Raw genomic sequence first — 26,427 nt, 5'->3', positions numbered from 1 at the left:
AGAGATGATAAATGAGTTTTCTAACAAAAATAACTACGGCTTCAAGACTAATGAAAATGAAGAATGGTTCGAGGTTCATTCGGGAGCGGTTACAAACACAAACCCCGGATCAATGGTCCATGTGACAATTGATACCACTCCAATCTGCGAAAATATGACAGATGCAGAATTCAGGACGATGATACGGCGCCTGCTACCGTGGTGCGTGTCATATTTGGATCGCCGTATCGATGAAATAACCAGATTTGATGCTATTGCGAGAAAAAGGATGGAATTCTGGTTTGGCAGAAGCGATGAGGGAACACACCAGCATTTAATGAATGGATTCCAAAAAGTACGTGGTGTTGTAAGTGGATTGGCGGCTGGAAATTTTATAAGATCGATGTCTGGACTGGATAAGTCACTTGGGTGTATGCCTCACCTGAAGAATCTTGACCAGGAGGCGGCACACGTATGTGCGCCGAACACTGCTATGCGATACATCGGCATTGGCAAACTGTTCTGTAACGGGCTTCACGATCAAAATAGATATGGCGATTCCAGGGTATCCGCGATCATTCACGAATGTACACATTTTGCAGATACGTTTGCTAGTAGCGATCCGATGTATTCAATTTCTACGCCGTTAGCCATGTGGGGTAGAAATAATTCGGACCTGGCGTTAAATAACGCAGATAGTCTGGCTGGTTATGTTGTTTATGCAGAGCCGAGATTCGAAACTAACGACAAATCTGATAATACTTATCCATGAAAGTAAGTTACCTAGCCTTGGCAGGTGCGTTGACCCTGCTATCCTGTAATTGTTTCGCAAAATGTGCAGGTTCGGTCAATTTGCCTGGTCAGCAATTATTTCTTGTCTTTGGAAAAAATTCTCACGTGCTTGAAGATGGGCAACTGAAAAAATTGAATGATTGGGCAAAATCTTTGAACATTCAATATCCAGTTCAAACCTGGCTGCAGGTAAGCGCTGAGGCGCAGCCCGACGAAGACAGGCCGGATGATCTGGCAATGGCTCGTGCGGTGGATGTAGTTAAGACCGCTTTGGATGATGGATTGGTGAAGGCCCCAATCGAAATTAAAACGAACGTCGGCAGCTTCGGAAACCCATCCAGCTATGGAGAGACGAGCAGGACGGTGACGCTACAGCTTACGCCGGGTTGCAAGAATAATTGTTGTGAGAGAAATTAATTGGCTTCCTGTTTCGACGGTTTTTTGAAAAATCAGGACGGAACATGACATTGAATCTCTTTACGCGCTCTATCCTCGCACTCGGCACACTCGCGGCCGTTGGCTTGCTGTCTATCGGCGCACAAGCATGCAATACGTCTCAGAACCTTCCTGGTCAAAATATCGACCTGTATTTTGAAAAAAACTCGACTCAGATATCGACGGATCAGGTTTTAAAGTTGGCAAATTGGGCTATAGACATGCGCCTTGAGTATCCTGTTCAAGAGGTGCTGTCCATCGGTGGATTGGCCGAGGCAAGCGAAAAAGAGCCTAAGAAATTGGCGATGCAACGCGCTGATACAGCAAGGGCAATGTTGATGCAGTTTGGTCTTACTCGGGTTCCATACGACGTTCGCGCCGGAATCTACAAGCCCCTTGAGCATTTGGTCGAGCCGCCCGAAAAGGTCAGACGCGTCGAGATTGAACTATCCCCCGGCTGTCCTGACAATTGCTGTGACGGAAAGTAATTCGAAGACTCCCGGCACGAAAATAGAAAAGAGCGGCTTACCAGTAAGGCTGTCCTGATGTCGGTGCAACGTCGACGCGCCAACACTAGCATTGGCCCCTTGAACATGATCGCGTGACACCTGCCAACCTTACAGATCCCCCATTTGCACAAGCAAAACTGAAAGCATATTTCACAATATTTCGAACGACAGCCGCGCCGCGACCCCGCAACCGCTCCCTTAACTGCGCCTAACTCTATTCAACAAACGTTTGCTTACCAGCGAACTCGCGACAAACATACGACAAATGCGCGGCAAACCCACGGCCGCATAAAACCGCCCATTCGCTTACATCTACCTTCCTGACCGCTTCGCCATTTTGGTGCCATGCAGGTGTTGGTCCTATCGATCTAGCATAAGCGGAGATTTCGCCCTCCCTCCCACCCGCATTCTCTTTGGCCCGTTTCAATGTGGATCGTCAACGTAGCGCTTAAGCGGCCATACACGTTCATCGTGATGGCGATTCTGATCGTGCTGGCGACGCCATTCGTGCTGTTCACGACACCCGTCGATGTGCTGCCGGAAATCAACATTCCGGTCGTCAGCATCATCTGGACGTACACGGGTCTGTCGGCCGAGGACATGGCCAACCGGATGGCGTCGACCAACGAACGCAGTCTGACCACGACCGTCAACGACATCGAGCACATCGAATCGCAATCGCTGCAAGGCATCGCGATCCTCAAGGTGTTCCTGCAACCGAACGCGAGCATCCAGACCGCGATCGCGCAGATCGTGGCCGTCGAACAGGCGCAGTTGAAGCAGATGCCGCCCGGTGCGACGCCGCCGCTCGTCATCAGCTATTCGGCGTCGAGCATTCCGGTGATCCAACTCGGCCTGTCGAGCCCGAAGCTCTCCGAGCAGGCGCTCAACGACACCGCGCTGAACTTCCTGCGCCCGCAACTCGTGACGATTCCGGGTGCCGCCGTGCCGTACCCGTACGGCGGCAAGTCGCGCCTGATTTCAGTCGACCTCGACACGCGCGCGCTGCTTGCGAAGGGCCTAACGCCCTCGGACGTGGTGAACGCGTTCAACGCGCAGAACCTGATCCTGCCGACCGGCACGGCGAAGATCGGGCCGAAAGAATACACGATCAACATGAACGGCTCGCCGGCGACCGTGGAGGGGCTCAACGACATTCCGGTGCGCACGCTCAACGGCGCGACGACCTATCTGCGTGAAGTCGCGCACGTGCGCGACGGTTATTCGCCGCAGACCAACATCGTGCGGCAGAACGGCCATCGCGGCGTGCTGATCTCGGTGCTGAAGAACGGCAACGCATCGACGCTGTCGATCGTCGACACGCTCAAGGACATCCTGCCGGCCGCGCGTGCGGCGCTGCCGCCCGACCTGCAGATCACCACGCTATTCGATCAATCGGTGTTCGTGAAGGCGGCCGTGCAGGGCGTGGTGCGCGAGGCGCTCGTTGCCGCCGCGCTGACCGCTGCGATGATCCTGCTGTTTCTCGGCAACTGGCGCAGCACCTGCATCATCGCGATCTCGATTCCGCTGTCGATTCTCTCTTCGCTGATCGTGCTGCACGCGCTCGGGCAGACCATCAACATCATGACGCTCGGCGGGCTCGCGCTCGCGGTCGGGATTCTCGTCGACGATGCGACGGTGACGATCGAGAACATCGAGCGGCATCTGCACATGGGCACCAATCTGCACGATGCGATTCTCGACGGCGCGGGCGAGATCGCGGTTCCGGCGCTCGTCTCGACGCTGTGTATCTGTATCGTGTTCGTGCCGATGTTCTTCCTGACCGGCGTTGCGCGCTATCTGTTCGTGCCGCTCGCGGAAGCGGTGGTGTTCGCGATGCTCGCGTCGTACATCCTCTCGCGCACGCTCGTGCCGACGCTCGCGATGCTGCTGATGGGCCATGCGCACAAACCGAAGACGGGCGCGAAGCCGAATCTGTTCATGCGGCTGTATCACCGCTTCGACGCGGGCTTCGAGCGCATGCGCTCGGCCTATATCGTGATTCTGAGCAGCCTGCTCGTGCGCCGCAAGCTGTTCGGCAGCCTGTTCCTCGGTTTCTGCGTGCTGTCGATGGGGCTTTTCTTCGTGCTTGGCGAAGACTTCTTCCCGAGCGTCGATGCGGGCGACATCCGCCTGCACATGCGTGCGCCGACCGGCACGCGTATCGAGGAAACCGCGCGCCTTGCCGACGAAGTCGAAAAGGTGATTCGCGACGTCGTGCCGCCGAAGGACCTCGGCACGATTCTCGACAACCTCGGCCTGCCGTATAGCGGCATCAACCTCTCGTACAGCAACTCGGGCACGATGGGCACGCTCGACGGCGAGATCCAGATCGCGCTCAACGAAGGCCACAAGCCGTCACAGTTTTATATGGACAAGCTGCGCACGATCCTGCCGCAGCGTTTCCCGGGCGTCGAGTTCTTCTTCCAGCCTGCCGACATCGTCACGCAGATTCTGAACTTCGGTCTGCCCGCCGCCGTGGACGTGCAGATTTCCGGCGCGGACCAGCAAGGCAACTTCGACATCGCGCGCAAGCTGCTCAAACAGGTGCGGATGATTCCGGGCACCGTCGACACACATATCCAGCAGAAGCTCGACGAACCCGCGATCAATCTGCAGATGGACCGCACGCGCCTGCAGCAACTGAATCTGAGCGCGAGCAACGTCGCGCAGAACGTGCTCATTTCCCTGTCGGGCAGTTCGCAGACGTCGCCCGGCTTCTGGTTCAACAACGTCAACGGCGTCGAGTACAACGTCGCGGTGCAGACGCCGCAGTACCAGGTGTCGTCGATCGACGAACTGCTGCGCACGCCAGTGTCGAGCTCGGCCAACGGGCCGACCCAACTGCTCGGCAACCTCGTGCGCGTGTCGCCGCACGAGCAGTTCGCGGAAGTCACGCACTACAACATCCGGCCCGTGATCGATCTGTATGTGAGCGTCGAGAAGCGCGACCTCGGCAGCGTCGCGAATCAGGTCGACAAGCTCGTCGACCAGGTGCGCGCGTCGCTGCCGCGCGGCAGTCAGATCACCGTGCGCGGCCAGGTGCAGACGATGCGCAGCTCGTTCTTCGGGCTGGGGCTCGGCGTGGCGATGGCGATCGTGCTCGTGTATCTGCTGATCGTCGTGAACTTCCAGTCGTGGATCGATCCGCTCATCATCGTGAGCGCGCTGCCGGCGGCGCTCGCCGGCATCGTGTGGATGCTGTTCCTCACGGGCACGCATCTGAGCGTGCCGGCGCTGACCGGTGCGATCATGACGATGGGCGTCGCCACGGCGAACAGTATTCTGATGGTCGCGTTCGCGCGCCAGCGGCTCATGGCCGGCGCGCCGCCGCTCACGGCCGCGCTCGAAGCGGGCGCGAGCCGGATCCGTCCGGTGCTGATGACCGCGTTCGCGATGATCATCGGCATGATTCCGATGGCGCTCGGTCTCGGCGAGGGCGCCGAGCAGAACGCGCCGCTTGGCCGCGCGGTGATCGGCGGCCTCCTGTTCGCGACGATCTCCACGCTGTTTTTCGTGCCGCTCGTGTTCGCGGGCATTCATAACCGTCTCGCGCACCGTCGCAGGAAGGACGATGATTCGGACCAGACGGGCCGTCACGACGGCGATGACGGCGATGACGGCGGCGGCAACAACGGTGGCAGCCCCGCGCCCAGGCACAGCGGCGCTGCCACGCCCGCGTAAAAGTTAAACGATGGTTGACTGAGATGACCGAAAAAACTCATGCATCGCTAGCGATCCCCTCGCGGGAGACTGAAGGGGGGCACATGCTGCCCCCGCGCCGCCGCGAATGGAAGCGCGCGAAGATCGCGGTTTGCATCGTGCTCGTGCTGCTCGCGATCGGCGCGCTGCGCACGGTGATTGCGAACATGCTGCAAAGCCGCGAGGTCGAGGCAATGACGCAGCAGAATGCGACGCAGTACGTGAACGTCGTCACGCCCAGGCAGACCGATAACAGCGGCAGCACGCTGCTGCCGGGCACTTTGCGCGGCTACGTCGAGTCGCCGATCTACGCGCGCTCGACAGGCTATCTGCTGCACTGGTACGCGGATATCGGCGCGCACGTGAAGCAGGGCCAGCTACTCGCCGAACTCGACACGCCGGAAATCGACCAGGAACTCGCGCAGGCTCTGGCGCAGCGTCAGCAGACCAGTTCGAGCCTCGGCCTCGCGAAAAGCTCACTGGAGCGCTGGCAGCAATTGCGGCAACGCGATGCAGTCTCGCAGCAGGAGCTCGACGAACGGCAAAGCGCCTACACGCAGGATGTCGCGAATCTCGCCGCCGCGGACGCCAACGTCAAGCGTCTGCAGCAGCTCGAATCGTTCAAGCGGATCGTCGCGCCGTTCACGGGCGTGGTCACGCAGCGCAACGTCGATGTCGGCGATCTGATCGACGCGGGCAGCGGCACGAGCCGCGCACTGTTCGCGCTCGCGCAGTCGGACCCGCTGCGCGTCTACGTGCAGTTGCCGCAGGCTTACGCGCAGAACGTCGCGCTCGGGCAGAAGGTGGTGGTCACGCAGGCCGAGCTGCCGGGGCAGCAGTTCGACGGCACGATCACGCACATTTCCGGCGCGATCGACGTGCCCACGCGTTCGTTGCAGATCGAAGTGACGCTGCCCAATCCCGACGACAAGCTGCGGCCCGGCGCCTATGTGCAGGTCGCGGTGCCCGCGGCCGCGCATGCGCGGCTCACGGTGCCGGGCAATGCGCTGCTGTTTCGCGCGGAAGGTCCGCGCCTCGCGGTCGTCGATGCGAAGGGCAAGGTGAGTCTGCACAAGGTCGTGATCGCGCAGGACCTCGGGCAGTCGCTCGAAATCGAGAGCGGTATCGGGCCGGCCGACCACATCATCATCAACCCGAGCGATTCGATCGCCGACGGCGATCACGTGCAGGTCCAGCCGTCGCCGAAAAGCGGCAAGGGGGCATCGTGAAGCTCGCGGGTCCATGCCGGGCGCTCCCGACGCTCCCGACGCTTAGGGCACTTACGGCGCTCACGACATTCACGGGCGCGGCGCTGCTCGCCGCCTGCACGGTCGGCCCGGACTATAAGCGTCCGCAGGCCGAGGTCCCGCCCGACTGGCATACCGATTCGTTCTGGCGCGTCGCCGCGCCGTCGCATGCGCCGATCGCGCCTGACTGGTGGACGGGCTTCGCCGATCCGCTGCTCGCAGGGCTCGAAACCCAGGCGCTCGCGCAGAACCAGACGCTCGTCGCGGCGAGCGCGCATTACGAGCAGGCAAGGGCGACGCTCGCGAACGTGAGCGCGCAGCGCGTGCCTGAAGTCGATCTGGGCGTAACGGGCTCGCGCTTCCGGGTGTCGAACGACCGGCCGCTCACGAACTACGCGACGCCGACCATGTCGACGGTGCAGAACAATATTCAGCTTGGACCGACGATCAACTACGACACCGATCTGTTCGGCCGCATCCGCCGCGAGGTCGAAGGCGCGAAGGCCTCGGCGGAACAGTCCGCCGACGATCTCGCGAACGCGCGCCTCGTGCTCACGACCGATCTCGCCACCGACTATTTCTCGCTGCGCGAACTCGACGACGAGATCGACGTGCTGAACCAGTCGGTGAAGCTGCAACAGAAGGCGCTCGACTACGTGAGTTCCGAGCACGATCTCGGCGCGGTGTCGGGGCTCGACGTGCTGCAGCAGAAGTCGCAGCTCGATTCGACGCGCGTGCAGGCGCAACTGCTGCTCAATCAGCGCGCGCAGTTCGAGCACGCGATCGCGGCGCTGGTCGGCGTGCCCGCTCCGCAGTTCGCGATCGAACCGAAGGTGCTCGACATCAAGGCGCCGCCGATCCCGCTCGGCGTGCCGAGCGACGTGCTGCAACGCCGGCCCGACATCGCGTCGGCGGAGCGCGCCATGGCCGCGGCCAACGCGCAGATCGGCGTAGCCAAGGCCGCGTTCTTCCCGAGCTTGACGCTCATGCCCGGCATCGGCTGGGAAAGCACCGAGTTCGCCAATCTGCTGAGCGCGCCGACGCTGATGTGGACGCTCGGCGCGACGGTCGGCCAGGTGCTGTTCGACGGCGGCCGGCGCGCGGCCGACGTCAAGTTCGCGAGCGAGGGCTACAAGGCGACCGAGGCGACCTACCGGCAGACCGTGTTGACCGCATTCCAGCAGGTGCAGGACGGCATCACCGGGCTGTCGGTGCTCGACGGCGCGGCGAAGCAGTCGCAAGAGGCGGTCGAAGATGCGCAGCGGCTGCTGTCGCTTGCGAACGACCGCTATTCGGGCGGCCTCGTCGCGTATCTGAACGTGATTACCGCGCAGCAGTCGCTGCTCACGAGCGAGCGCACGGACGTACAGATTCACGGCCAGCAGTTGACGTTGTCGGTCGCGCTCGTGAAGGCGCTTGGCGGCGGCTGGGACGCGGGTGGGGAAGTAGAGGGGCAAGCAGGCGGCGCTGGTGCTGGAAATGGCGGTGGAAATGGGGGTGGAAAAAGCGGCGGAAATAGCGGTGCGGATGGCAGCGTAGCCGCCAATGCACCAGCCGCGAACGCGACGAACGTCGCCAATGTAGCGAGCGTGCCGGCAGGCGCGCAGCAGAAGGGGGCGCCGGCTCCCGCGCGCTGAACCGCGCCGGCCGCGCCGGCCGGCGTCACGGAAGCGGCAGCGTGGGGAATCGGGGGCGTTTCGTATAATGCAGAGTCAAGCAACTACGTTGCGTGGGACTGGAGTCAGTGCTTTGCATGGGACCGAAGTAGGTGCTAAAGCGCCAACTCTCCTCGACAGCTAAAGCACTGACTCAGGTCGACAGGGGATGGGCATGAAATTGCTGATTGTTGAAGACGAGCACAAGGTCGTGGACTACCTGCGCTCCGGTTTGACAGAGCAGGGTTGGGTCGTGGATGTCGCGCTCGACGGCGAGGAAGGCATGCATCTGGCGACCGAATTCGATTACGACGTGATCGTCCTCGACGTGATGCTGCCCAAGCGCGACGGCTTCAGCGTGCTCAAGGCGCTGCGCATGCGCAAGTCGACGCCGGTCATCATGCTGACCGCGCGCGATCACGTCAACGACCGCGTGCGCGGCCTGCGCGAGGGCGCCGACGACTATCTGACCAAGCCGTTCTCGTTCCTCGAACTCGTCGAGCGCCTGCATGCGCTCGCGCGCCGCACGCGTTCGCAGGAATCCACGCTGATTTCAGTCGGCGACCTGTTCGTCGATCTGATCGGGCGGCGCGCGACGCGCGACGGCGTGCGCCTCGACCTCACCGCGAAAGAATTCCAGTTGCTCAGCGTGCTCGCGCGCCGCCAGGGCGACATTCTCTCCAAGACCGCGATTACCGAACTCGTGTGGGACGTCAATTTCGACAGCCACACCAATGTCGTCGAAACCGCGATCAAACGCCTGCGCGCGAAGCTCGACGGCCCGTTCCCGTCGAAACTGCTGCATACGGTGCGCGGCATGGGCTACGTGCTCGAAGTGCGCGAAGAGGCAGAGTCATCATGAACCGTTCGATTGCCCGGCGACTCGCGTCGATGTTCGCGCTGGTCGCGCTGTTCGTGTTTACGCTCGTGGGCAGCGGGCTCTTTCTCGTGCTGCGCACGCAGCTCGAACATCATCTGCGCGAGTCGCTCGACGATCGCACGCAGATCGCGCGCATCATCGTCTATCACGCGGTGACGCCCGAAAAGTGGCGCATGGCCCGCGAAAAACTCACCGACATGACGCCGCACGACAGCAGCACCGTGTACTCGGTGACGAGCACGGACCCGAACTTCCATTTCGGCACACCGGTGCAGGGCACGGTCGTGAAGAGCTGGCCCGGCGGCTACGCGCGCATCACGCCGGCGGGCGGCGGCCCCGACATGCTGACCTCCACGGTGACCTTGCAGGCCAATGCCGCGCGGCCGCCCGTGCAGTTGCAGGTGGCGTCGAGCTATTCGCCGAACCTGCGCACGATGCGCGTGTTCGGCTCGGCGCTCGCGGCGCTTTCCGCGCTCGGCAGTCTCGCGGTGCTGCTGCTCAGCTATTCGGTCACGCGGCTCGGGCTCGCGCCGCTCACGCGCCTGACGCGCGACGCGTCGGCGGTCAGTCCGAACAATCGCTCGCAGCGCCTGAATACCGCCTCGCTGCCGCTCGAACTCAACGATCTCGCGAACTCGTTCAACGGCGCGCTCGAACGGCTCGACGGCGCGTATGGCCGCCTCGAGTCGTTCAACGCGGACGTCGCGCACGAATTGCGCACGCCGGTGACGATCCTGATCGGCCAGACCGAGGTGGCGCTCACGCGCAACCGTTCGGTCGACGACCTGCGCCACACGCTGCAATCGAATCTCGAAGAATTCGAGCGCATGCGCGCGATCATCAACGACATGCTGTTTCTCGCGCGCGCCGATCAGGGTGAACGCGCAACGGGGCTCGTCGAGGTGTCGCTCGCGGCGGAAGTCGCGCATACGCTGGAGTTTCTCGAGATTCCGCTCGAAGAGGCGCGCGTGCATGCGCGGCTGCACGGCGATGCGCTCGCGCGCGTGAACCGCTCGCTCTTCGGCCGCGCCTGCACGAACCTGCTCATGAACGCGATCCAGCACTGCGAGCCGGGTGCGTCGATTCGCGTGACGATCGAACGCGACGGCGATCAACTGCGCGTCGCGGTGGCGAATCCGGGCGAGCCGATCGCGCCGGACATTCTCAGGCACCTGTTCGACCGCTTCTATCGCGCGGAAGTCTCGCGCACGAACAGCCGCGAAAACCACGGGCTCGGGCTCGCGATCGTCAAGGCGACGGCGGAGATGCATCGCGGCACCGTGTCCGCACACAGCGCGAACGGCATCAATACGTTTGCGTTTTCGGTGGCCGCGACGGCAAGTGCGATGGCGGATGATTCGCCGGCGGCGCGCTCCAATGCGAATGCCGTAACAGGTGCGGCAGGTGCGGAGGCCGAGGCGCCGGCCGGCTATTCGTCGCTTGCAAAGGGCAAGTCGGCCTGAACCGGCAGGCGCGGCTTGAGCGCCGCCTCGCTCGCCGGCGTCAATGCGCTGATACGCACGCCCAGCAACCGCAGCTTGCGATTCAACTCCACACGGCGCAAACACTCGGTTGCCGCGCGCCGGATTTCGGCCGCGTCGGCGGTCGGTTCTTCGAGCGTCAGATCGCGCGTGACGGTGCGGAAATCGTCGTAACGCAGCTTGATGCCGACGGTGCGGCCCACATAACCCTTGCGCACGAGATCTTCGGCGACGCGCACACACAGCCCCGTAAACGCGCTCGATAGCGCTGGTCGGTCATGACGCGGATGCAGATCGCGCTCGAACGTCGTCTCGCGGCTAATCGACTTCGGTTCCGAGTCGACCACCACGGGCCGCTCGTCATGACCCTGCGCGACCCGCATGAGCCACGCCGAATAGCTGCGCCCGAAGTTGTCCTGCAACAGCCCCGCGTCCGCGGCGGCCAGATCGCCGACCGTCGCGATGCCGAGCCCGGTCAGCTTTTGCGCGGCCTTCGGGCCGATGCCGTTGACCTTGCGCACCGGCAGCGGCCACACGCGCAGCGGCACGTCGGCCGGCGTGAGGATCGTGAGGCCGTCGGGCTTGTCGAGTTCGGAGCCGATCTTCGCGAGCAGCTTGTTCGGCGCGACGCAGATCGAGCACGTGAGGCCGGTTGCCTGATTGACGGCCTGCTTGATGCGGCTCGCAATGTCGCGCGGCTCGCCCGGCAGGTCGGTCAGATCGATATAGATTTCGTCGATGCCGCGATCCTCGATACGCTCCGTGAACGTCCTGACCGCCGCCTTGAAGATGCGCGAGTAGTGGCGGTACGAATCGAAATCGGTCGGCAGCAGGATGGCTTCGGGCGCGAGCGCGGCGGCCTTCATCATGCCCATCGCCGAGAACACGCCGAGCGCGCGCGCTTCGTAAGTGGACGTGGTCACGACGCCGCGGCCCACGTAGTCGCCCAGCCTGGCGAAGCGCTTGCTGCCGTCTTCGAGCGTTTGCGGCGCGCCGTTGCGCCCGCCGCCGATCACGACCGCGTGGCCGCGCAGCTCCGGATAGCGCAGCAGTTCGACGGAGGCGTAGAACGCGTCCATGTCGAGGTGCGCGATGTGGCGGAGCGGAGTGTTCATGAGGGGAAAAGGGTGTAACGGGGTGTGGGGGTGTTGGGGGTGTGGCAGCGGTGGTTTGCCATATCATGACGCGCTAGCCCGGGTTCTGGCTACACGAACGCAGGCCCGAACCGCGTCGCAATCCGCTCCGTCGATTCGAACAATTCCCGCAGTACGAGGCTCGTGCAAGTCGGCTGCACGTACAGGTAAAACGCGACCTCCGGCAGGCGCGGTAACCCGTCGCCTTCGGTCAGCACGCGCATGTTCGCATCGAGCAGTTCCGTGGTCCGCGCTGTCACGCCCAGCCCCGCGCTGATGGCGGCCTTGATGCCCGTCAGCGTTCGGGAAATGAAGCTCGTGCACCAGGGAATGCCGTGCGCGTCGAGTTCGGCGATCGAGAGCTTGCGAAAGAGGCTCAGCTCGTCGGCCATGACGAGCGGCACCGGCTCCCCCGGATTGAACGTGAAATCTTCAGCGCAGATCCATACCATCGGCGACGTGCGTAGCTTCACGCCCGGAAAGGCTTCGTTATAACGCGTCGAGATCACGAGATCGAGTTTGCCGTCGCGCAATGCGTCCATCAGGAAAGGGCTGCGTCCAACGTTGATTTCCATCTGCAGCCCGGTCGAGAGCTTCGACAAACGCCGCAGCATGTTCGGCAGGATCGAATCCGCCACGTCGTGCGGCGACCCGATGCGAACTTTCTCGCCCACGCCTCGCGAATGCGCGAGTTGCACCGCCTGGTCGTTGAGCGCGAGGATCTTGTGCGCGTAGGCGAGCAGCCGCGAGCCATCTGTCGTCATCGTCTTCTGCCGGCCGCGCTTTTCGAACAGCACGCAGCCCACTTCCTGTTCGAGCCGCTGCATCTGCTGCGTGATCGCGGACTGGGTACGGCCGACCTGTTCGGCCGCCGAGGCGAACGTTTCGCGCTGGGCAATGGCGACGAACGTGCGCAGCAGATCGATATCGAGGTTTCGCATTCCCGGCGTCCGATAGTTCAGTGGCGCTAATGTTTATCAGCAAAAAATTAAATTGTTACTCAAGATTTTGACCGATAAGCTTGTTATCACTCAAGCAGAATTTATGTAACCGGAAGCATGCGAGCGCGCTGGCGCACGGGCGGCGCCTGTCATCGCAGAGACTTCCCTTCTGGAGGAGACCCCGCTTTATGTGGCAACGAAAACTCGCCGTCCTGGCAATCACTATTCTCGCCGGCGTCGGCAGCGTGCATGCGGATGAGCTTGCCGACATCAAGGCCCGCGGCACGCTCGTGTGCGGCACGCAGAATGCCAGCGAACCGTATGCCTTTCCGGATCCCGCCACGCGTCAGATCGTCGGCTTCGACGTCGACGTCTGCCATGCTCTTGCGCAAGGGCTTGGCGTGAAGCTCGAGCATCGAACACTGTCGACCGATGCGCGTATTCCCGAGCTGAAGACTCATCGCGTCGACGTGCTCGCCGCCGCCATGGCCTGGTTGCCCGCCCGCGCCGCGCAGGTCGACTATAGCGACCAGTACTATGTGGCACCCATCCGCGTACTCGTGCGCGCTGACTCCCCGATCCAGAACCTCGACCAGCTCAGCGGCAAAAAGATCGCCGCGTCGGAAGGTTCGAGTTCTGCGGCCGTGTCCGTCACGCGTCTGCCGAACTCGAACCTGTTGACGTTCCACGATATTCCGTCGGCCTTCCTTGCGCTCCAGCAGGGCAAGGTGGAGGGACTGGTCGCCGGCCAGAACATCCTCGCGCGCTTTGCAAACGAAGCCGCGCAAAAGAAGGGCGGCCCCCAGTACCGGATGCTGGCCGCGCCGGTATACGAAGAGCGCTGGGGCGTGGTGATGAACAAGAACGAGCCGGCGTTGATGAGCGCCGTCAACAAGATCCTGCACGAATATGACAAGTCGAACGGGCTGCAGCAGAGCTTCGACAAATGGCTCGGTGTAAATTCGCCGTACAAGTTCACGCGCGACTACAGGGTCGAGCCCATCAGGACGCAGTAAGCGCACGCGCTTCGCACGGAAATCGCCGGGACGGCGCCGGCATTGTGATGCGTGCCGCCCCGGTGATGCTCTTCACCGCCTCTGACGATCTTTCCCAGCATGTTCGACTTCTCTTTTCTGCTCGATGACGGCTATTTGCCCCTGCTGTACCACGGCGTGCTCACCACGCTGCAGCTTTTCGTCGTATCGGGCCTGTTTGCAATCGTCGTGGCCGTCGCGCTCGCCACGCTGCGAGCGATGCCGGTCAAGGCGTGCAAGGCCTTCGTGATTGCCTTCGTCGAATATCACCGTAACGTGCCGATGCTCGTGCAGCTCCTCGTGTGGTATTTCGGCGTGCCGCAACTGCTGCCCGCGCCGCTCTTTCACTGGGTCAACGCCGGGAACACGGAGTTTTTCTTCGCCACGATAGCGCTGGCGCTCAACTACGGCGCTTTCATGTCGGAAGACCTGCGCTCCGGCCTGCGCACGATTCCATACACCCAGCACGAAGCGGCATGCTCGATCGGTCTCACGTACCTGCAGGCCTTCCGCTACGTGGTCCTGCCGCAAGGCATGCGGGTGGCGCTGCCGGGGCTGCTGAACCAGGCGCTGCGCCTCTTCAAGGACAGCTCGCTCGCCATGGCGATCGGCGTGCACGAACTGCTGTACAACACGCGCCAGATCGACAACCTGACGTTTCGCACCTTCGACATATTTCTCGTCGCGACCGTCCTCTATCTGATCGGCACGCTCACGCTCATGGCGCTGTCGGATCACTTCGCGAAGCGCCGCACGACCGCGCTCGGGGTTTGAGCCATGTTCGACATCCTGCACAACTATCTCGCGCTTTTTCTCGTCGGCAACTGGCCGCACGGGCCGCTCGGCGGCGTGGCGATCACGCTCGTCATCTCGGCGCTGGGACTCGTGGTGTCGTTCCCGATTGCGGTCGCGATCGGTCTCGCCCTCGTCTCGCCGTTGCGCGGGTTGCGGCGCGCCGCGACGGTCTGGACGCGTCTGATCCGCGGCATTCCGCTGCTGATGCTGATTTTCTGGGCCTATTTCGCGATACCGCTGCTGATCGGCGCGGAAGTGTCGGCGCTCACGACGGCCGTGTGCGCGATCATCGTCTATGAAAGCGCGTTCCTCGCGCAGATCGTGCGCGCCGGGCTCGAAGGACTGCCGCGCGGCCAGATGGAAGCCGCGCGCTCGAATGGCCTCTCCTGGCTGCAGAGCATGCGCTACGTGCAACTGCCTCAAGCGCTCGCCAATATGCTGCCGTCGATCGTCAACCAGTTCGTGTCGATCATCAAGGCCACCTCGCTTGCCTACGTGATCGGCGTGCCCGAGCTCACGTATTCGGCGGCGCAGGTCAACACGATCACGCTGACGAGCCCGCTGCAGACCTTCCTCGTACTCGCGGCCTTCTACTTCGTTCTGTGCTTCGCCATCTCGCGCTTCGCGGGGCGGCTGGAGCACCGCATCGCCCGCCAGCGCGCGGGCCTCGCCTAATTTCGCAGGAGCAACGCGACCATGACCATGCTCGCCTTTGAGAATGTGCACAAGCACTACGGTCAGCACCATGTGCTCAAGGGAATCGACGCCGTGATCGAACGTGGCGAAGTCGTCGTCGTATGCGGGCCGTCCGGCTCCGGCAAGTCGACTCTGATACGCACCGTCACGCGGCTCGAAGCCATCGGGCAGGGGCGTATCCTGTTCGAGGGCCGCGACATCCATGCGCACGACATCAAGCTCAACCAGCTGCGCGCGCGCATCGGCTTCGTGTTCCAGAGCTTCAACCTGTTCCAGAACCTGTCGGTCCGGCAAAACCTGATTCTCGGCCCGACGAAGGTGCTCGGCATGTCTCGCGACGAAGCCGTGGCACAGGCCGAAACACTGCTGGCCAAGGTCGGGCTCGCGCACAAGATCGACGCCATGCCCGCGAATCTGTCGGGCGGCCAGCAGCAGCGCGTGGCGATTGCGCGCGCGCTCGCGATGAAGCCGCCATTGATGCTGTTCGACGAGCCCACGAGCGCCCTCGACCCGGAAATGGTGCAGGAGGTACTGCAGGTGATGCGAAGCCTCGCCGGCGAAGGCCTGACGATGATGATCGTCACTCACGAAATGGGCTTCGCGCGCGAGGTGTCGAGCCGCGTCTGGTTCATGGACCAGGGCCAGTTGCTCGAAGACGCGCCGCCCGCCCGGTTCTTCAGTCATCCTGAGCACGAGCGGGCGCAACGCTTTCTGCATGACGTGCATCGCCCGTTGCCGCGCGAGCTCGTCTCGCAAGGCGCTGCCTGATTCGCGCGCGAGGCGCGCATCGCATCTACATCATTCCCCCACGATTTCGAACCGGAGACCCGTTCATCATGTCCACGCCATCCCTGTCCGCACAACGTGAAGCCGCCGTGGCCGAAGCGATTGCCGCAATGAAGACCGAGATCGCGCCCGCGGGCGAGACCCGCCCGGCGCTAGCCGCCGTGCTCGAGCAGGTCAAATCGCTCGCCGCGCGCCGTGAACTTTGGCAGGAAGCCGATTTTCCGCCGCCCGCCGACGGCGAGCTGCAGGCGCGCTACCTGATTCACGAGGATGCCGACCAGACCTACGCGCTGTATCTGAACGTCATGCGCCCCGGCAAAAAGATCACGCCGCACAACCATACGACGTGGGCCTGCATCGCGGCGGTCGACGGCGTCGAACACAACTACCTCTATCGCCGCACCGACGACGGCCGGACGCCCGGTGTGGGCTCGGTCGAGGTTACGCAGACCGTCGTGGTCGAACCCGGTCACGGCATCGCGCTCGCCTCGGACGACATTCACGCCGTCGAGATCAAGGGCGAAACGCCGATCCGCCATCTGCACATGTACGGGCGCGCGCTCGAGACGCTGACCGAGCGCATCACGTTCGACGTGCAAAACGGCACGTATCAGGTGATGGGCATCGGCGTGAAGACGCGCCGCTAACGCTCCACTTCTCCGAACCCTGCACGGCGCCTTCGCGGCGCCATGTCTCGTACAGGTCCGCGCCTGCCGCGCAGGACCGGGGCGCCGCATTGCTCCCGCAAGCGGTGTGGGTCCGTTCAACCCTACGTAACGGCAACGCTACGACATGACCTCATTGCTTCCTTCGCTCATCGACTCCTCCACGCTCAAAGGCTGGCTGCGTGACGGCACCGAGATCGCGCTTCTCGACGTGCGCGAGCACGGCCAGTACGGCGAAGCGCATCTCTTCCACGGTGTGCCGCTTCCTTATAGCCGGCTCGAACTCGAAATCGGCCGGCTCGTGCCGCGCCGCGCCGCGCGCATCGTGCTCTACGACACCGATGCGACCATTGCGCTCGATGCGGCCGCGCGCCTCGCCGAACTCGGCTATACGGACCTGCACGTGTTGAAGGACGGCGCCGAGGGTTGGCGGCGCTCCGGCCATACGCTGTTCGCGGGCGTCAACGTGCCGTCGAAGACGTTCGGCGAACTGGTCGAACATGCGTATCACACGCCGCACATCACCGCGCTCGAACTCGCCGCGAAGCGCGAGCGCGGCGAGCCGGTCGTGATCCTCGACGGCCGCACGCTCGGTGAATACCACAAGATGACGATCCCATCGTCGATCTGCTGCCCCAACGGCGAGCTCGGTTATCGCATTCGCGAGCTCGTGCCCGACGCAAACACACCGATCGTCATCAACTGTGCGGGCCGCACGCGCAGCATCATCGGTGCGCAGACGCTGATCAACCTCGGTATCGCCAACCCGGTGATGGCGCTCGCCAACGGTACGCAAGGCTGGTTTCTCGAAGACCTGCCGCTCGAGCACGACAGCAAGCGCTGCTATCCGGACGCGGTGGCAGAGGACGCGCTCGAGCCCATGGTCGCCGCTAGCCGGAGGTTGGCCGAACGCTTCGCGGTGCCCGAAGTCGAAGCCGCCACGTTCGCGCAGTGGGCCGCCGATACGACGCGCACGCTGTATCTGTGCGATGTGCGCACGCCCGAGGAATTCGCCGCCGGGTCGTTGCCGGGTGCGCAGCACACGCCGGGCGGACAGCTGATACAGGCCACGGATCAGTACATCGGCGTGCGTCATGCGCGCATCGTGCTGTTCGACAGCGAAGGCGTGCGCGCGCCGATCGTCGCGAGCTGGCTGCGGCAGCTAGGGCATGACGCGTACGTGCTGCCCAACGCATTCGCAAGCGGGGTATCGCTGCCAGCGCCGCCTGCGGCGGTGGGGACGACGCTCATGGAAATCGACGCGCCAGCGCTTGCCGACGCACTGGCGCAGGGACATCTGCAAGTGATCGACCTGCGCCCCAGCCAGAGTTACCGCAAGGCGCATGTACCGGGGTCGCAGTGGGCGATCCGCCCGCGTTTGCGTGATCTGCCCGATCCGCCGGCGGGCCGGGACATCGTGCTCGTCGCGGACGAGCGCGGCGTGGCCGAGCTGTTCGTCGCGGACTGGCGGCGACACCGGCCTCACGACGCGCGCCGCTTCATGCTGCTCGCGGGAGGCTTCAGCGCGTGGACGTCGATCGGACAAGCCGTGAGCAGCACGCCCGGCATGCCGCCCGACGAGGCCTGTATCGACTACCTGTTCTTCGTGCATGATCGTCACGACGGCAATAAGGCGGCGGCGCGCCAGTATCTCGCGTGGGAAACCGGCCTGCTCGCCCAGCTCGACGCCGACGAACGCAACACTTTTCGTCTGGGCGCCGCCGCCGCAGCAGCAGCGAAGTGAACCCCTCGTGTGCGGGCGGCGCCCGCACACGAGGCAAACAAGAACCCGCCGACACCCGGCACCCGCTTCCAGGCACACAACCTCATGCCCCGCGATTCGCACTCCCCGCGCCTTGCCACCCGCCTTGTGAAAGGCGGTACGTCCACGGTCGTCAACGGTGGCCGCGCGGTCAACCCGCCAGTCGTACGCGCCTCGACGGCGCTGTTCGAGAGCATGGCCGACCTCAACGACGCGCGCCGCCGACGCAGCAGCGAGCGCTTGTTCACGTATGGCGCGCGCGGCAATCCGACCGGCTTCGCGCTGGAAGATGTCGTGTCGGGGCTCGAAGGCGGCTATCGCACGCGACTTTTCCCCACCGGCCTCGCCGCGATGACGATGGTGTTTCTCGCCTACCTGCGCCCCGGCGACCATGCGCTGATTTCCGACTGCGTTTATCAGCCGCTGCGCCATTTCGTCGATACATTCCTCGAGCCGTGGGGCGTGCACGTCACGTATTTTCGCGCGGATGGTTCGGATGCGGCGAGTTGCATGACGGCGCGCACCCGGCTGGTGTATGTCGAATGCCCTGGGTCGCTGCTCTATGAGCTCTGCGATCTGCCCGCGCTCGCCGAGCTGGCGCACAGCCACGGCGCGCTGCTGGCCGCGGACAATACGTGGGGGTCGGGCGTGCAGTATCAGCCGCTGAAGCTGGGTGCCGACATTTCCATTATGGCCGCGACCAAATACCTGAGCGGTCATTCGGATGTGATGATGGGCACCGTCACGACGACCGAGACCGCCTGGCAGCCTCTCGCGACGATGAGCGACGCGCAGGGTGTCGCGGTCAGCCCCGACGATGCATACCTCGTGCTGCGCGGCACGCGTACGCTGGGCGCGCGGCTCGCGCTGCACGAAAAGCATGCGCTCGAGGTGGCGCACTGGCTCGCGGCGCAACCTGCCGTCGCGCGCGTCTTTTGTCCCGCGCTGCCGGAGCATCCGGGTCACGCCCTATGGCAGCGCGACTGCGCCGGTACGAACGGACTGATCTCGTTCGAACTGGAAGACGTATCGCCCGAGGCGGCCGCACGCTTCGTCGACGGGTTGTCGCTGTTCGGCATCGGGGCGTCATGGGGCGGCTTCGAAAGTCTTGCGACGGTCGTGAACGTGGCAAGCGCCAGGACTCGCGAAGACTGGCGCGGCGCCGGGCCGATCGTGCGTCTGCACGTGGGCCTCGAAGATCCGCGGGACCTTATCGATGATCTCGCGCACGGCCTCGGTGCGATCAATGAGCGTGGCGACTGAACTCTAACGGCTCAAGCAGTCCTGTTCATCGCGGGACGCTTTCTTATCCTCTCATCCTCTCTTTCGTGACGCGACAGAACCGATAGAAGACGGTTGCGGTGCGCACCGGGCGCCGCAACCGTGTCATGCGGCAGCTTACTGCTTGATACCTTCAGCCTGAATATGCAGCGTGGTCTTCATGTTGAAGCCATATGCCTTGCCGTAGTCGATGCCGAAGTCGTCGCGGTTGAACGTCGCGGTCGATTCCGTGCCGCACACTTCGCGCTTGAGCATCGGGTGCTGCATGCACTTGAACGATTCGATCTTCAGATTGACCGGCTTCGTGATGCCGTGCATCGTCAGCGTGCCGATCACCTCGACCGGCTTGTCGCCTTCGAAGCGGATCTGCGTGCCCTTGTAGGTCGCGGTCGGGAATTTCGCGGTGTCGAAGAACTTGTCGGTCACGAGTTCGGCATCGAGCTTGTCGTTGCCGATATCGACGGAGTTCAGGTCGATCGTCACGTCGACCGTACCGGTTTTTGCCGCGCGATCGAGCACCACGGTGCCGCTGCTCTTCTTGAACTTGCCGCGCCAGATCGACAGGCCGCCGAAGTGGTCGGTCTCGAAGCTCGGGGACGTGTGGGTCGGATCGAGCATGTAGGTATCAGCGGCCATCGCGTTGAACGACAGCGCAGCGGCGAGCGCGCCCGCGGCGAGCAGGAAGGATTTCTTCAAGGTGGACTCCAGGTTTCAGAAAGTGTGCGGTACTGCGTGTTGCAGTACGGTGCGGTGCAGAGCTTCGTTCTGCGTTATTTTTTCGCGGCGACCAGATGGAATTTGATGACGACTTCGTCGGCGACCACCGACGTGTCTTTCCATTCGCCGGTGCCGACGTCGAACTGCGTGCGCTTGATCGGCAGCGAGCCGTCGAAGGTTTGCGTTGCGCCCTGGCTCGCGATCACGACCGGCACCACGACAGTTTGCGACTTGCCCTTGATCGTGAGCTTGCCCGTCACCTTGTACTGGTTGCCGCCGGCCGGCGCGATCGCGCTCGACACGAAGGTCGCGGCGGGATACGCGGCGCTGTCGAACCATTCCTTGCCTTGCGCCTGCTTGTTGTAGTCGTCGGCGCCGAGGTCGTAGCTCGCGGTGTCGATCGACACGCTTGCGCTGCCCGCGGCCGGCTTCGCGGGATCGAAGTTCAGTTGCGCCGAGAACTTCCTGAACTTGCCGTCGACGGGCACGTTCATCTGTTTCGTCGTGGCGACGACGCTGCTTCTGGCGAGGTCGACGTCGGCGTGCGCGAGGCTCGCGCCGAACAGGGAAAGGGCGGCGAAACCGGCGAGCGCCGCGCGCTGGGCGGATTGATAAATGGTTGTTTTCATGGTGGTACGCATCCTATCTGAGTCGCGCGCGTTGATTGCACACCGCGAGGAATTAGATTGCCAACAGGTCGTAATCAATCGGCGGTCTTAAAGCGCGTTAAAGCCGTCGCTTCGTGATGTGCGGGTCTTCGCTTGGGTCTTGAGAAACGGAATCATCCGCGCAAGCAGTCCATCGCGATCGACGAACTGATGCTTGAGCGCCGCGAGCACGTGCATGACCACGAGCGCGAGCAGCGTGTAATTGAGCAGCACGTGGACCGTGCGCAGCGTGGCCTTCAGCGCCTGGTCGGGGCCGATGATCGTCGGCAGCGGCACGATGCCGAGATACACGACCTGAATGCCGGAGGCCGAGCTGTAGAAGTAGCCGGAAAGCGGAATCGCGAGCATCAGCAGGTACAGCACGCCGTGCACGAGATGCGCCGCGGCCTTCTGCCATGCGGGCGTCGCGTCGTCGAGCGCGGGCGCGCGATGCGTGGCGCGCCACAGCACGCGGATCACCGCGAGCGCGAAGACGGTCACGCCAATCCATTTGTGCCACGAGAAGTACTTGAGTTTCGTGGGCGTGAAGCCGGGGATATCGGTCATGATCCAGCCGATATAGAAGCCGCAGACGATCAGTGCCGCGATCAGCCAGTGCAGCGTGATGGCCGCGCCGTGGTAGCGCGGGGAAACGGAAGGTTGGGTTGGCATCGTGTTGTATCCGTGGCAGGCGAGGAGCCGAGCATGAATGCGGATAGTAGGGATGGCAACGAAAACTGAATAGGCGGGCGCACGGGAACAGATTGTTGTGGCCGTGACGCTAATGGGATTGAAAGGCTTTCACGCCGCATGAGGCGCTGTGGTAATTTGTGACCCCGAATAGGCGCGTCGCGCCTGCCTGCGCAGAACTCGCGCAACCCGCTTGTGCAAACCGCTTGTACAACCCGCTTGTACAAACCTTATGCAATTCTCACTCGACCCGCATAACCCATTATCCAGGCTTACGCTGTGAATTCCGTCTTCCTTTCCTGGGGTATTGCCGCTGTCGCCACCGCCGGCGTCATCACGCGGCCGTTCAAATGGCCCGAAGCCGTGTGGGCCGTCGCCGGCGCGCTGCTGCTTGTGGCGCTCGGCCTCCTGCCGGTGCATCTCGCGATCGAGGCGATCGGCAAGGGCACCGACGTCTATCTGTTCCTGTTCGGCATGATGCTGCTGTCCGAAGTCGGGCGCCGCGAAGGTCTGTTCGACTGGGTCGCGGTGCTCGCGGTCAATCATGCGCGCAGCTCGCCGCGCAAGCTGTTCGTGCTCGTGTATCTCGTCGGCGTCGTGATTACCGCCTTCCTTTCCAACGACGCGACCGCGGTCGTGCTCACGCCCGCCGTGTTCGCCGCCGCGAAGAAAGCGAAGACGCCGCCGCTGCCGCTGCTGTTCGTCTGCGCGTTCGTCGCCAACGCCGCGAGCTTCGTGCTGCCGATCTCGAATCCGGCCAACATCGTGCTGTACGGCAATCACACGCCGCCGCTCGGGCCGTGGATGCTGCGTTTCACGCTGCCGTCGCTGCTGTCGATCGCCGCGACCTTCGTGATGTTGCGCTGGACCCAGCGCGACGCGCTCGCTGGCGTCTGCGAGGCGAATCTCGAAGCGGTGGAGCTGTCGGCGAGCGGGCGCGTTGCGCTCGCGGGCATCGCCGTGACGGCCGGCGCGCTGCTGACGGTCTCCGCCTACGACATCCAGCTCGGCATGCCTACCGCGATACTCGGCACGCTGACCGCGCTCGTCGTGCTCATCAAGGAGCGCAAATCGCCGCTGCCGATGATCCGCGAAATCTCGTGGAACGTGCTGCCGCTCGTCGCCGCGCTGTTCGTGCTCGTCGAAATGCTCGATCACACGGGCGTCATCACGACGCTCGCCACCGAACTGCGGCGCGCGACCGGGCACAACGAAATGGCGGCGGCGGGCTGGGCCGGCGCGATCATCGCGTTCGGCAGCAACCTGATGAACAACCTGCCGGCCGGGCTCATCGCGAGTTCGACGGTGATGCAGGCGCACAGCCCCGAGCGCGTGATCGACGCGCTGCTGATCGGTGTCGACCTTGGGCCGAACCTGTCGATTACCGGCTCGCTCGCGACGATCCTCTGGCTCAACGCGATTCGCCGCGAGGGCGAAGACGTGAGCTTCATGAAGTTCCTCAAGGTCGGCGTGCTCGTGATGGTGCCGGCGCTCGTGCTGGCGCTCGGCGCGCGGATTCTGACGGGCTGAGCGGCCTTACGGTCTTACGGTCAGCAGGTGAGACGCTGAAGCAAGCGATCGTCGCGCCGCGCGACGTCCTCGCTATCCTGGCCAGTTTTTGAGCGCTTTCGACGCCGTCCACGCCGGCATCATGAACTCGTGCTCTCGATGGAGTGTAACGACGCGGTGTCCTGATCTTGATCCTGATCCTGCGCCGCACCAACCGAGCGCAGCGTCGATTCGAGTTGTGCGACGCGTTCGCGTTGCACGGGCACCATCGATAAACGGTTCAGCGCATGCAGCCGCCGATGCCAGTACGACAGGGGAAAACGGTCGCGCGTAGAGATCAGTCCGAAGACGACTTCGAGGTGGGCGATTTCTTTGTCGATGTCCTGGTAACTCATCTGAAGGTTCCGGGAGAAGTGGGGGTTAGCCCGCGCGAACCTCAATGACGAAGCAAACTTCGTTCCAGATTGCAGATGTGTGGCTCGCGCCAGTTACTACGGTGGAATGGGCCGCCGGGAAGCGGCACGCGTGCGTCGGGAGCGATGGTAAGAAGCGGTAAGCCGTGCAAGCTTTACAGGTGGTGCAGGTGTGGATGGGCGACGATGACGGGCGATTGCTTACACGCGGTTCAGACTCGTGGCACTCATTCGCGATCGAGCCATGCATCGAGCCCGACGCGGAACGCGACACCCGCGATCACCGGCGCGGTCATCATCAGGATGATGCCGAAGTTCGGCACTTCGTCTCCGTACATCACCGCGCCATATAGCACGAAGGTCGACACGATCACGAACACCACGACCCCGATCGCGACCATCAGGAGGTTGCGCATGGTCAGGGACAACGTCTTGCGCTTTTCCTTGCCGTGCGTGTTGCTGGCGCCGGGGGCTTCGTCGTGTTGGGCAGGCATGATGTTTCTCGTGGCAAAAAATTGCGGCATGTAAGGAGCGGCGAGCGCTCCGGTAGAGGCATGCCTGGAATCATACCCGCACACACCAGCCACACGCAGTTTGCGGGGCGGATCATCCGCCCGAATCGAGCTGCACGAATCAAGCCGCACGAGTCAGGCCGCGCCGACTAGCAGCCCGGCGGCCACGATGGCGAGTACGAGCGCCGCAATCGCGCTGAACCGGTAGTCGCGCCGATGCAGGAACACCCCTAACATCAATATAAGCCGCATTACGGGCAACAGTATGAAAAGCGCAATTCCGGCGCTCACGATGGGCATGCCGGCGAGCGTCGCAGGGCCGCCGCTTGCGCCACCGCTTCCGGTTCGCACGGCGGGCAGCACGAGCGCGAGGCCGAGGCCGGCCGCAATCGTGCCCGAGGCGATCCACGTGCCGTAGTGCAGCAGATTCGCGAGCCAGTGCTCGAAGCGCATGCCCACGCGCGCCGCGCGGTTCATGCCGAGGCTCCGAACAGGTGGATGCCGAATGCTTCGAGCAGCATCTGCACGGCGAGCAGTGCGAGCACCGCGACGAACAGCACGCGCAGCCTTTCGTTCGAGACGCGCATGAGCAGGCGCGCGCCGAGCGCCGCGCCCGCCACCGAGCCGAGCGCCACCGGGCCCGCAATCGCGGTGACGATCTCGCCGCGCAGGAAGTAAGCGCCGGCGCTTGCCGTTGCGGTCACGCCGATCATGAAGTTCGATGTCGCCGACGAAACTTTGATCGGCAGGCGCAGCGCGGTATCCATGGCGGGAATCTTGAGCACGCCGCTGCCGATGCCGAGCAGCGCCGAAATCAGGCCGGCACCGTACATGAGCGAGAGACCGAGCGGGATGCGCTGCACGCGGTATGCGATGTCGCGTCCGCTCACGCGGTCGGGATAGCTCGAATCGAGTTGCAGCGAGGCGCCCCATGAACGAGGGCGGCTCGGGCCGGCGCCAGCCGTCGCAAGCGCGCCGGCAGTGGTGGCGGCGTTGACGGTGATGGCCGGATCGGCGCGCCGCGCGAGCATTTGCTGCGCCGACAGGATCAGGATCACGCCGAAGATGAAATAGAGCGCCGTGACGGGTACGAGTCCGCTCAGCAGCACGCCGGACAGCGCGCCGAGCGTCGTCGCGGTTTCGAGCACGACCGCGAGCCGCACGTTGGTGAAGCGCCCGCGCAGGAAGGGCGCGGCGCCGCCGCACGAACACGCGATGACCGATACGATGCTCGCTCCGATCGCCACGTGGATGTCAAGGTGTCCGAACATCGTGAGGATCGGCACGATGAAAATACCGCTCGCCATGCCGAGCATGCCGCCCAGCGCGCTCGCGCCGAGCGAGACCGCGAAGAGCCACAGCGTGTAATGCAGATCGAAGGCCGCGCCGCTCATGGCTGCTCACCGGCGCGGCGCTTTGCGTCGCGCGAGACGTGTGACGAATTGGATCTGGTCGCCACGGTAGTAGAGCTTTTCGTAATCGACGGCACGGTTGCCCTCGGCATATGAAGTGCGCTCGATCAGGAAAATCGGGCTCTGCACCGCGACCTCGAGCGCGCGTGCGACGGCCTTGCTCGCCGCCGCTGCTTCGAGCCGGTATTCCGCCTCGATGAGCGGCAAGCCGTACTTCTCTTCGAGCAGCGCGAAGATCGGCTCCGCTTCCAGATCGTTTTCGATGATCTTTTCGCCGATATCTCTCGGCAGCCAGGTTTCGTCGAACGAAAGCGGCACGCCATTGGCAATGCGCACGCGCTGGATGTGCACGACCTGCGTGCCAGGCTTGAGCGCAAGCCGCGCGGCCACGGTTTCGCTCGCCTTTTCGAGGCGCTTCGCGACGAGCCGCGCGCTCGCTTTGCGGCCGTGGGCACGCATGTCTTCGACGAAGCCGCTCAATTCCGTGAGTGGCTGGCTGAGGCGCGGCTGCGTGACGAACGTGCCTTTGCCGCGGCGAATTTCGATCAACCCGCGTGCAATCAGGTTCTGCACCGTTTTTTGCAGCGTGGTGCGGCTGATGTTGAAGTTCGCGAGCAGGCTCGCCTCGTTGGGCAACTGCGAGCCGGGCGGATACGTGCCGTCGACGATGCGCGCAGCAAGCGCTTCTTCGACTTGCGCGTAAAGGGGGAGCGAGCTGGGGCGGTCGGTAGCCATGATGGACATCATGACGTCA

26 protein-coding genes are annotated in these 26,427 nt (G+C 63.4%); 16 read left to right on the top strand and 10 right to left on the bottom strand.

Translation table 11 applies throughout. The features are described 5' to 3' along the window. Window positions 1–4 precede the first annotated feature (4 nt). The 8 genes from B9Z01_RS25355 (at window position 5) to B9Z01_RS25325 (ending at window position 10,662) form a co-directional block, all read left to right on the top strand. A complete protein-coding gene (locus B9Z01_RS25355) occupies window positions 5–751 on the top strand; it encodes a M35 family metalloendopeptidase (protein ID WP_085488148.1) in 747 nt (248 codons plus the stop codon). After that, window positions 748–1,188: a hypothetical protein gene (locus tag B9Z01_RS35105; protein ID WP_143809058.1), complete on the top strand. Its 441-nt coding sequence runs from the start codon at window positions 748–750 to the stop codon at window positions 1,186–1,188. The genes B9Z01_RS25355 and B9Z01_RS35105 overlap by 4 nt, the downstream gene beginning before the upstream one ends. A gap of 44 nt (window positions 1,189–1,232) precedes the next feature. Further along, the gene (locus B9Z01_RS25350; RefSeq protein ID WP_085488146.1) at window positions 1,233–1,694 is read left to right on the top strand and encodes a hypothetical protein; all 462 of its coding nucleotides are present in this window, start codon (window positions 1,233–1,235) and stop codon (window positions 1,692–1,694) included. Window positions 1,695–2,141: 447 nt separating this feature from the next. Further along, a complete protein-coding gene (locus B9Z01_RS25345) occupies window positions 2,142–5,399 on the top strand; it encodes an efflux RND transporter permease subunit (protein ID WP_085488144.1) in 3,258 nt (1,085 codons plus the stop codon). A 23-nt stretch (window positions 5,400–5,422) separates the two neighbouring features. Then, on the top strand, window positions 5,423–6,646 hold the full coding sequence (locus B9Z01_RS25340) for an efflux RND transporter periplasmic adaptor subunit (RefSeq protein ID WP_085488142.1): 1,224 nt from the start codon (window positions 5,423–5,425) through the stop codon (window positions 6,644–6,646). Window positions 6,647–6,729: 83 nt separating this feature from the next. Next, window positions 6,730–8,301: an efflux transporter outer membrane subunit gene (locus tag B9Z01_RS25335; RefSeq protein WP_143809067.1), complete on the top strand. Its 1,572-nt coding sequence runs from the start codon at window positions 6,730–6,732 to the stop codon at window positions 8,299–8,301. 193 nt (window positions 8,302–8,494) lie between these two features. Further along, window positions 8,495–9,181 (top strand): heavy metal response regulator transcription factor, encoded by a 687-nt coding sequence (locus B9Z01_RS25330; protein WP_042328199.1) that lies wholly within the window; start codon window positions 8,495–8,497, stop codon window positions 9,179–9,181. Then, window positions 9,178–10,662: a heavy metal sensor histidine kinase gene (locus tag B9Z01_RS25325; protein WP_085488138.1), complete on the top strand. Its 1,485-nt coding sequence runs from the start codon at window positions 9,178–9,180 to the stop codon at window positions 10,660–10,662. The genes B9Z01_RS25330 and B9Z01_RS25325 overlap by 4 nt, the downstream gene beginning before the upstream one ends. Here the strand turns inward: B9Z01_RS25325 and dinB are convergent. Beyond that, window positions 10,629–11,795, bottom strand: a complete 1,167-nt coding sequence (dinB, locus tag B9Z01_RS25320; protein WP_085488136.1) for a DNA polymerase IV — start codon at window positions 11,793–11,795, stop codon at window positions 10,629–10,631. The genes B9Z01_RS25325 and dinB overlap by 34 nt on opposite strands. A gap of 89 nt (window positions 11,796–11,884) precedes the next feature. Beyond that, window positions 11,885–12,754: a LysR substrate-binding domain-containing protein gene (locus B9Z01_RS25315; protein ID WP_085488134.1), complete on the bottom strand. Its 870-nt coding sequence runs from the start codon at window positions 12,752–12,754 to the stop codon at window positions 11,885–11,887. A 188-nt stretch (window positions 12,755–12,942) separates the two neighbouring features. On the opposite strand from B9Z01_RS25315, the gene B9Z01_RS25310 reads away from it, so the two are divergent. The 7 genes from B9Z01_RS25310 to metC all read left to right on the top strand — a co-directional run bounded on the left by B9Z01_RS25310 (window position 12,943) and on the right by metC (window position 19,755). Beyond that, window positions 12,943–13,770, top strand: a complete 828-nt coding sequence (locus B9Z01_RS25310) for a transporter substrate-binding domain-containing protein (protein WP_085488132.1) — start codon at window positions 12,943–12,945, stop codon at window positions 13,768–13,770. Window positions 13,771–13,869: 99 nt separating this feature from the next. Beyond that, the gene (locus B9Z01_RS25305; RefSeq protein WP_085488130.1) at window positions 13,870–14,562 is read left to right on the top strand and encodes an amino acid ABC transporter permease; all 693 of its coding nucleotides are present in this window, start codon (window positions 13,870–13,872) and stop codon (window positions 14,560–14,562) included. A gap of 3 nt (window positions 14,563–14,565) precedes the next feature. Next, window positions 14,566–15,258, top strand: a complete 693-nt coding sequence (locus B9Z01_RS25300) for an amino acid ABC transporter permease (RefSeq protein WP_085488128.1) — start codon at window positions 14,566–14,568, stop codon at window positions 15,256–15,258. A 27-nt stretch (window positions 15,259–15,285) separates the two neighbouring features. Next, on the top strand, window positions 15,286–16,047 hold the full coding sequence (locus tag B9Z01_RS25295) for an amino acid ABC transporter ATP-binding protein (RefSeq protein ID WP_143809066.1): 762 nt from the start codon (window positions 15,286–15,288) through the stop codon (window positions 16,045–16,047). Window positions 16,048–16,115: 68 nt separating this feature from the next. Continuing rightward, entirely contained in the window at window positions 16,116–16,712 is a 597-nt protein-coding gene (locus B9Z01_RS25290) for a cysteine dioxygenase family protein (RefSeq protein WP_085488124.1), read from the top strand. A gap of 145 nt (window positions 16,713–16,857) precedes the next feature. Then, window positions 16,858–18,474: a rhodanese-like domain-containing protein gene (locus B9Z01_RS25285; protein WP_085488122.1), complete on the top strand. Its 1,617-nt coding sequence runs from the start codon at window positions 16,858–16,860 to the stop codon at window positions 18,472–18,474. 84 nt (window positions 18,475–18,558) lie between these two features. Beyond that, window positions 18,559–19,755 (top strand): cystathionine beta-lyase, encoded by a 1,197-nt coding sequence (gene metC, locus B9Z01_RS25280; protein ID WP_085488120.1) that lies wholly within the window; start codon window positions 18,559–18,561, stop codon window positions 19,753–19,755. Between the two features lie 135 nt (window positions 19,756–19,890). Here the strand turns inward: metC and B9Z01_RS25275 are convergent, their stop codons facing one another. The 3 genes from B9Z01_RS25275 to B9Z01_RS25265 all read right to left on the bottom strand — a co-directional run bounded on the left by B9Z01_RS25275 (window position 19,891) and on the right by B9Z01_RS25265 (window position 21,809). Beyond that, window positions 19,891–20,469: a YceI family protein gene (locus B9Z01_RS25275; protein WP_085488118.1), complete on the bottom strand. Its 579-nt coding sequence runs from the start codon at window positions 20,467–20,469 to the stop codon at window positions 19,891–19,893. A gap of 74 nt (window positions 20,470–20,543) precedes the next feature. Next, a complete protein-coding gene (locus B9Z01_RS25270; RefSeq protein WP_085488116.1) occupies window positions 20,544–21,119 on the bottom strand; it encodes a YceI family protein in 576 nt (191 codons plus the stop codon). An 87-nt stretch (window positions 21,120–21,206) separates the two neighbouring features. After that, entirely contained in the window at window positions 21,207–21,809 is a 603-nt protein-coding gene (locus B9Z01_RS25265) for a cytochrome b (protein ID WP_085488114.1), read from the bottom strand. Window positions 21,810–22,106: 297 nt separating this feature from the next. On the opposite strand from B9Z01_RS25265, the gene B9Z01_RS25260 reads away from it, so the two are divergent. Next, the gene (locus B9Z01_RS25260) at window positions 22,107–23,357 is read left to right on the top strand and encodes an arsenic transporter (RefSeq protein WP_085488112.1); all 1,251 of its coding nucleotides are present in this window, start codon (window positions 22,107–22,109) and stop codon (window positions 23,355–23,357) included. A 119-nt stretch (window positions 23,358–23,476) separates the two neighbouring features. Here the strand turns inward: B9Z01_RS25260 and B9Z01_RS25255 are convergent, their stop codons facing one another. The 5 genes from B9Z01_RS25255 to B9Z01_RS25235 all read right to left on the bottom strand — a co-directional run bounded on the left by B9Z01_RS25255 (window position 23,477) and on the right by B9Z01_RS25235 (window position 26,408). Continuing rightward, window positions 23,477–23,731, bottom strand: coding sequence for a hypothetical protein (locus tag B9Z01_RS25255; protein WP_085488110.1), 255 nt, complete (start codon window positions 23,729–23,731; stop codon window positions 23,477–23,479). Window positions 23,732–23,976: 245 nt separating this feature from the next. Beyond that, the gene (locus B9Z01_RS25250) at window positions 23,977–24,243 is read right to left on the bottom strand and encodes a hypothetical protein (protein ID WP_085488408.1); all 267 of its coding nucleotides are present in this window, start codon (window positions 24,241–24,243) and stop codon (window positions 23,977–23,979) included. Between the two features lie 153 nt (window positions 24,244–24,396). Continuing rightward, window positions 24,397–24,738: a DUF1634 domain-containing protein gene (locus B9Z01_RS25245; protein ID WP_085488108.1), complete on the bottom strand. Its 342-nt coding sequence runs from the start codon at window positions 24,736–24,738 to the stop codon at window positions 24,397–24,399. Then, window positions 24,735–25,655, bottom strand: coding sequence for a sulfite exporter TauE/SafE family protein (locus B9Z01_RS25240; RefSeq protein WP_085488106.1), 921 nt, complete (start codon window positions 25,653–25,655; stop codon window positions 24,735–24,737). Before B9Z01_RS25240 ends, B9Z01_RS25245 begins: the two co-directional genes overlap by 4 nt. A 6-nt stretch (window positions 25,656–25,661) precedes the next feature. Continuing rightward, entirely contained in the window at window positions 25,662–26,408 is a 747-nt protein-coding gene (locus B9Z01_RS25235; protein WP_143809057.1) for a GntR family transcriptional regulator, read from the bottom strand. Window positions 26,409–26,427: the final 19 nt, after the last annotated feature.

Source organism: Paraburkholderia susongensis (assembly GCF_900177725.1).
Taxonomy (GTDB): Bacteria; Pseudomonadota; Gammaproteobacteria; order Burkholderiales; family Burkholderiaceae; genus Paraburkholderia; species Paraburkholderia susongensis.
This window is presented reverse-complemented; position numbering and strand designations above follow the sequence as displayed.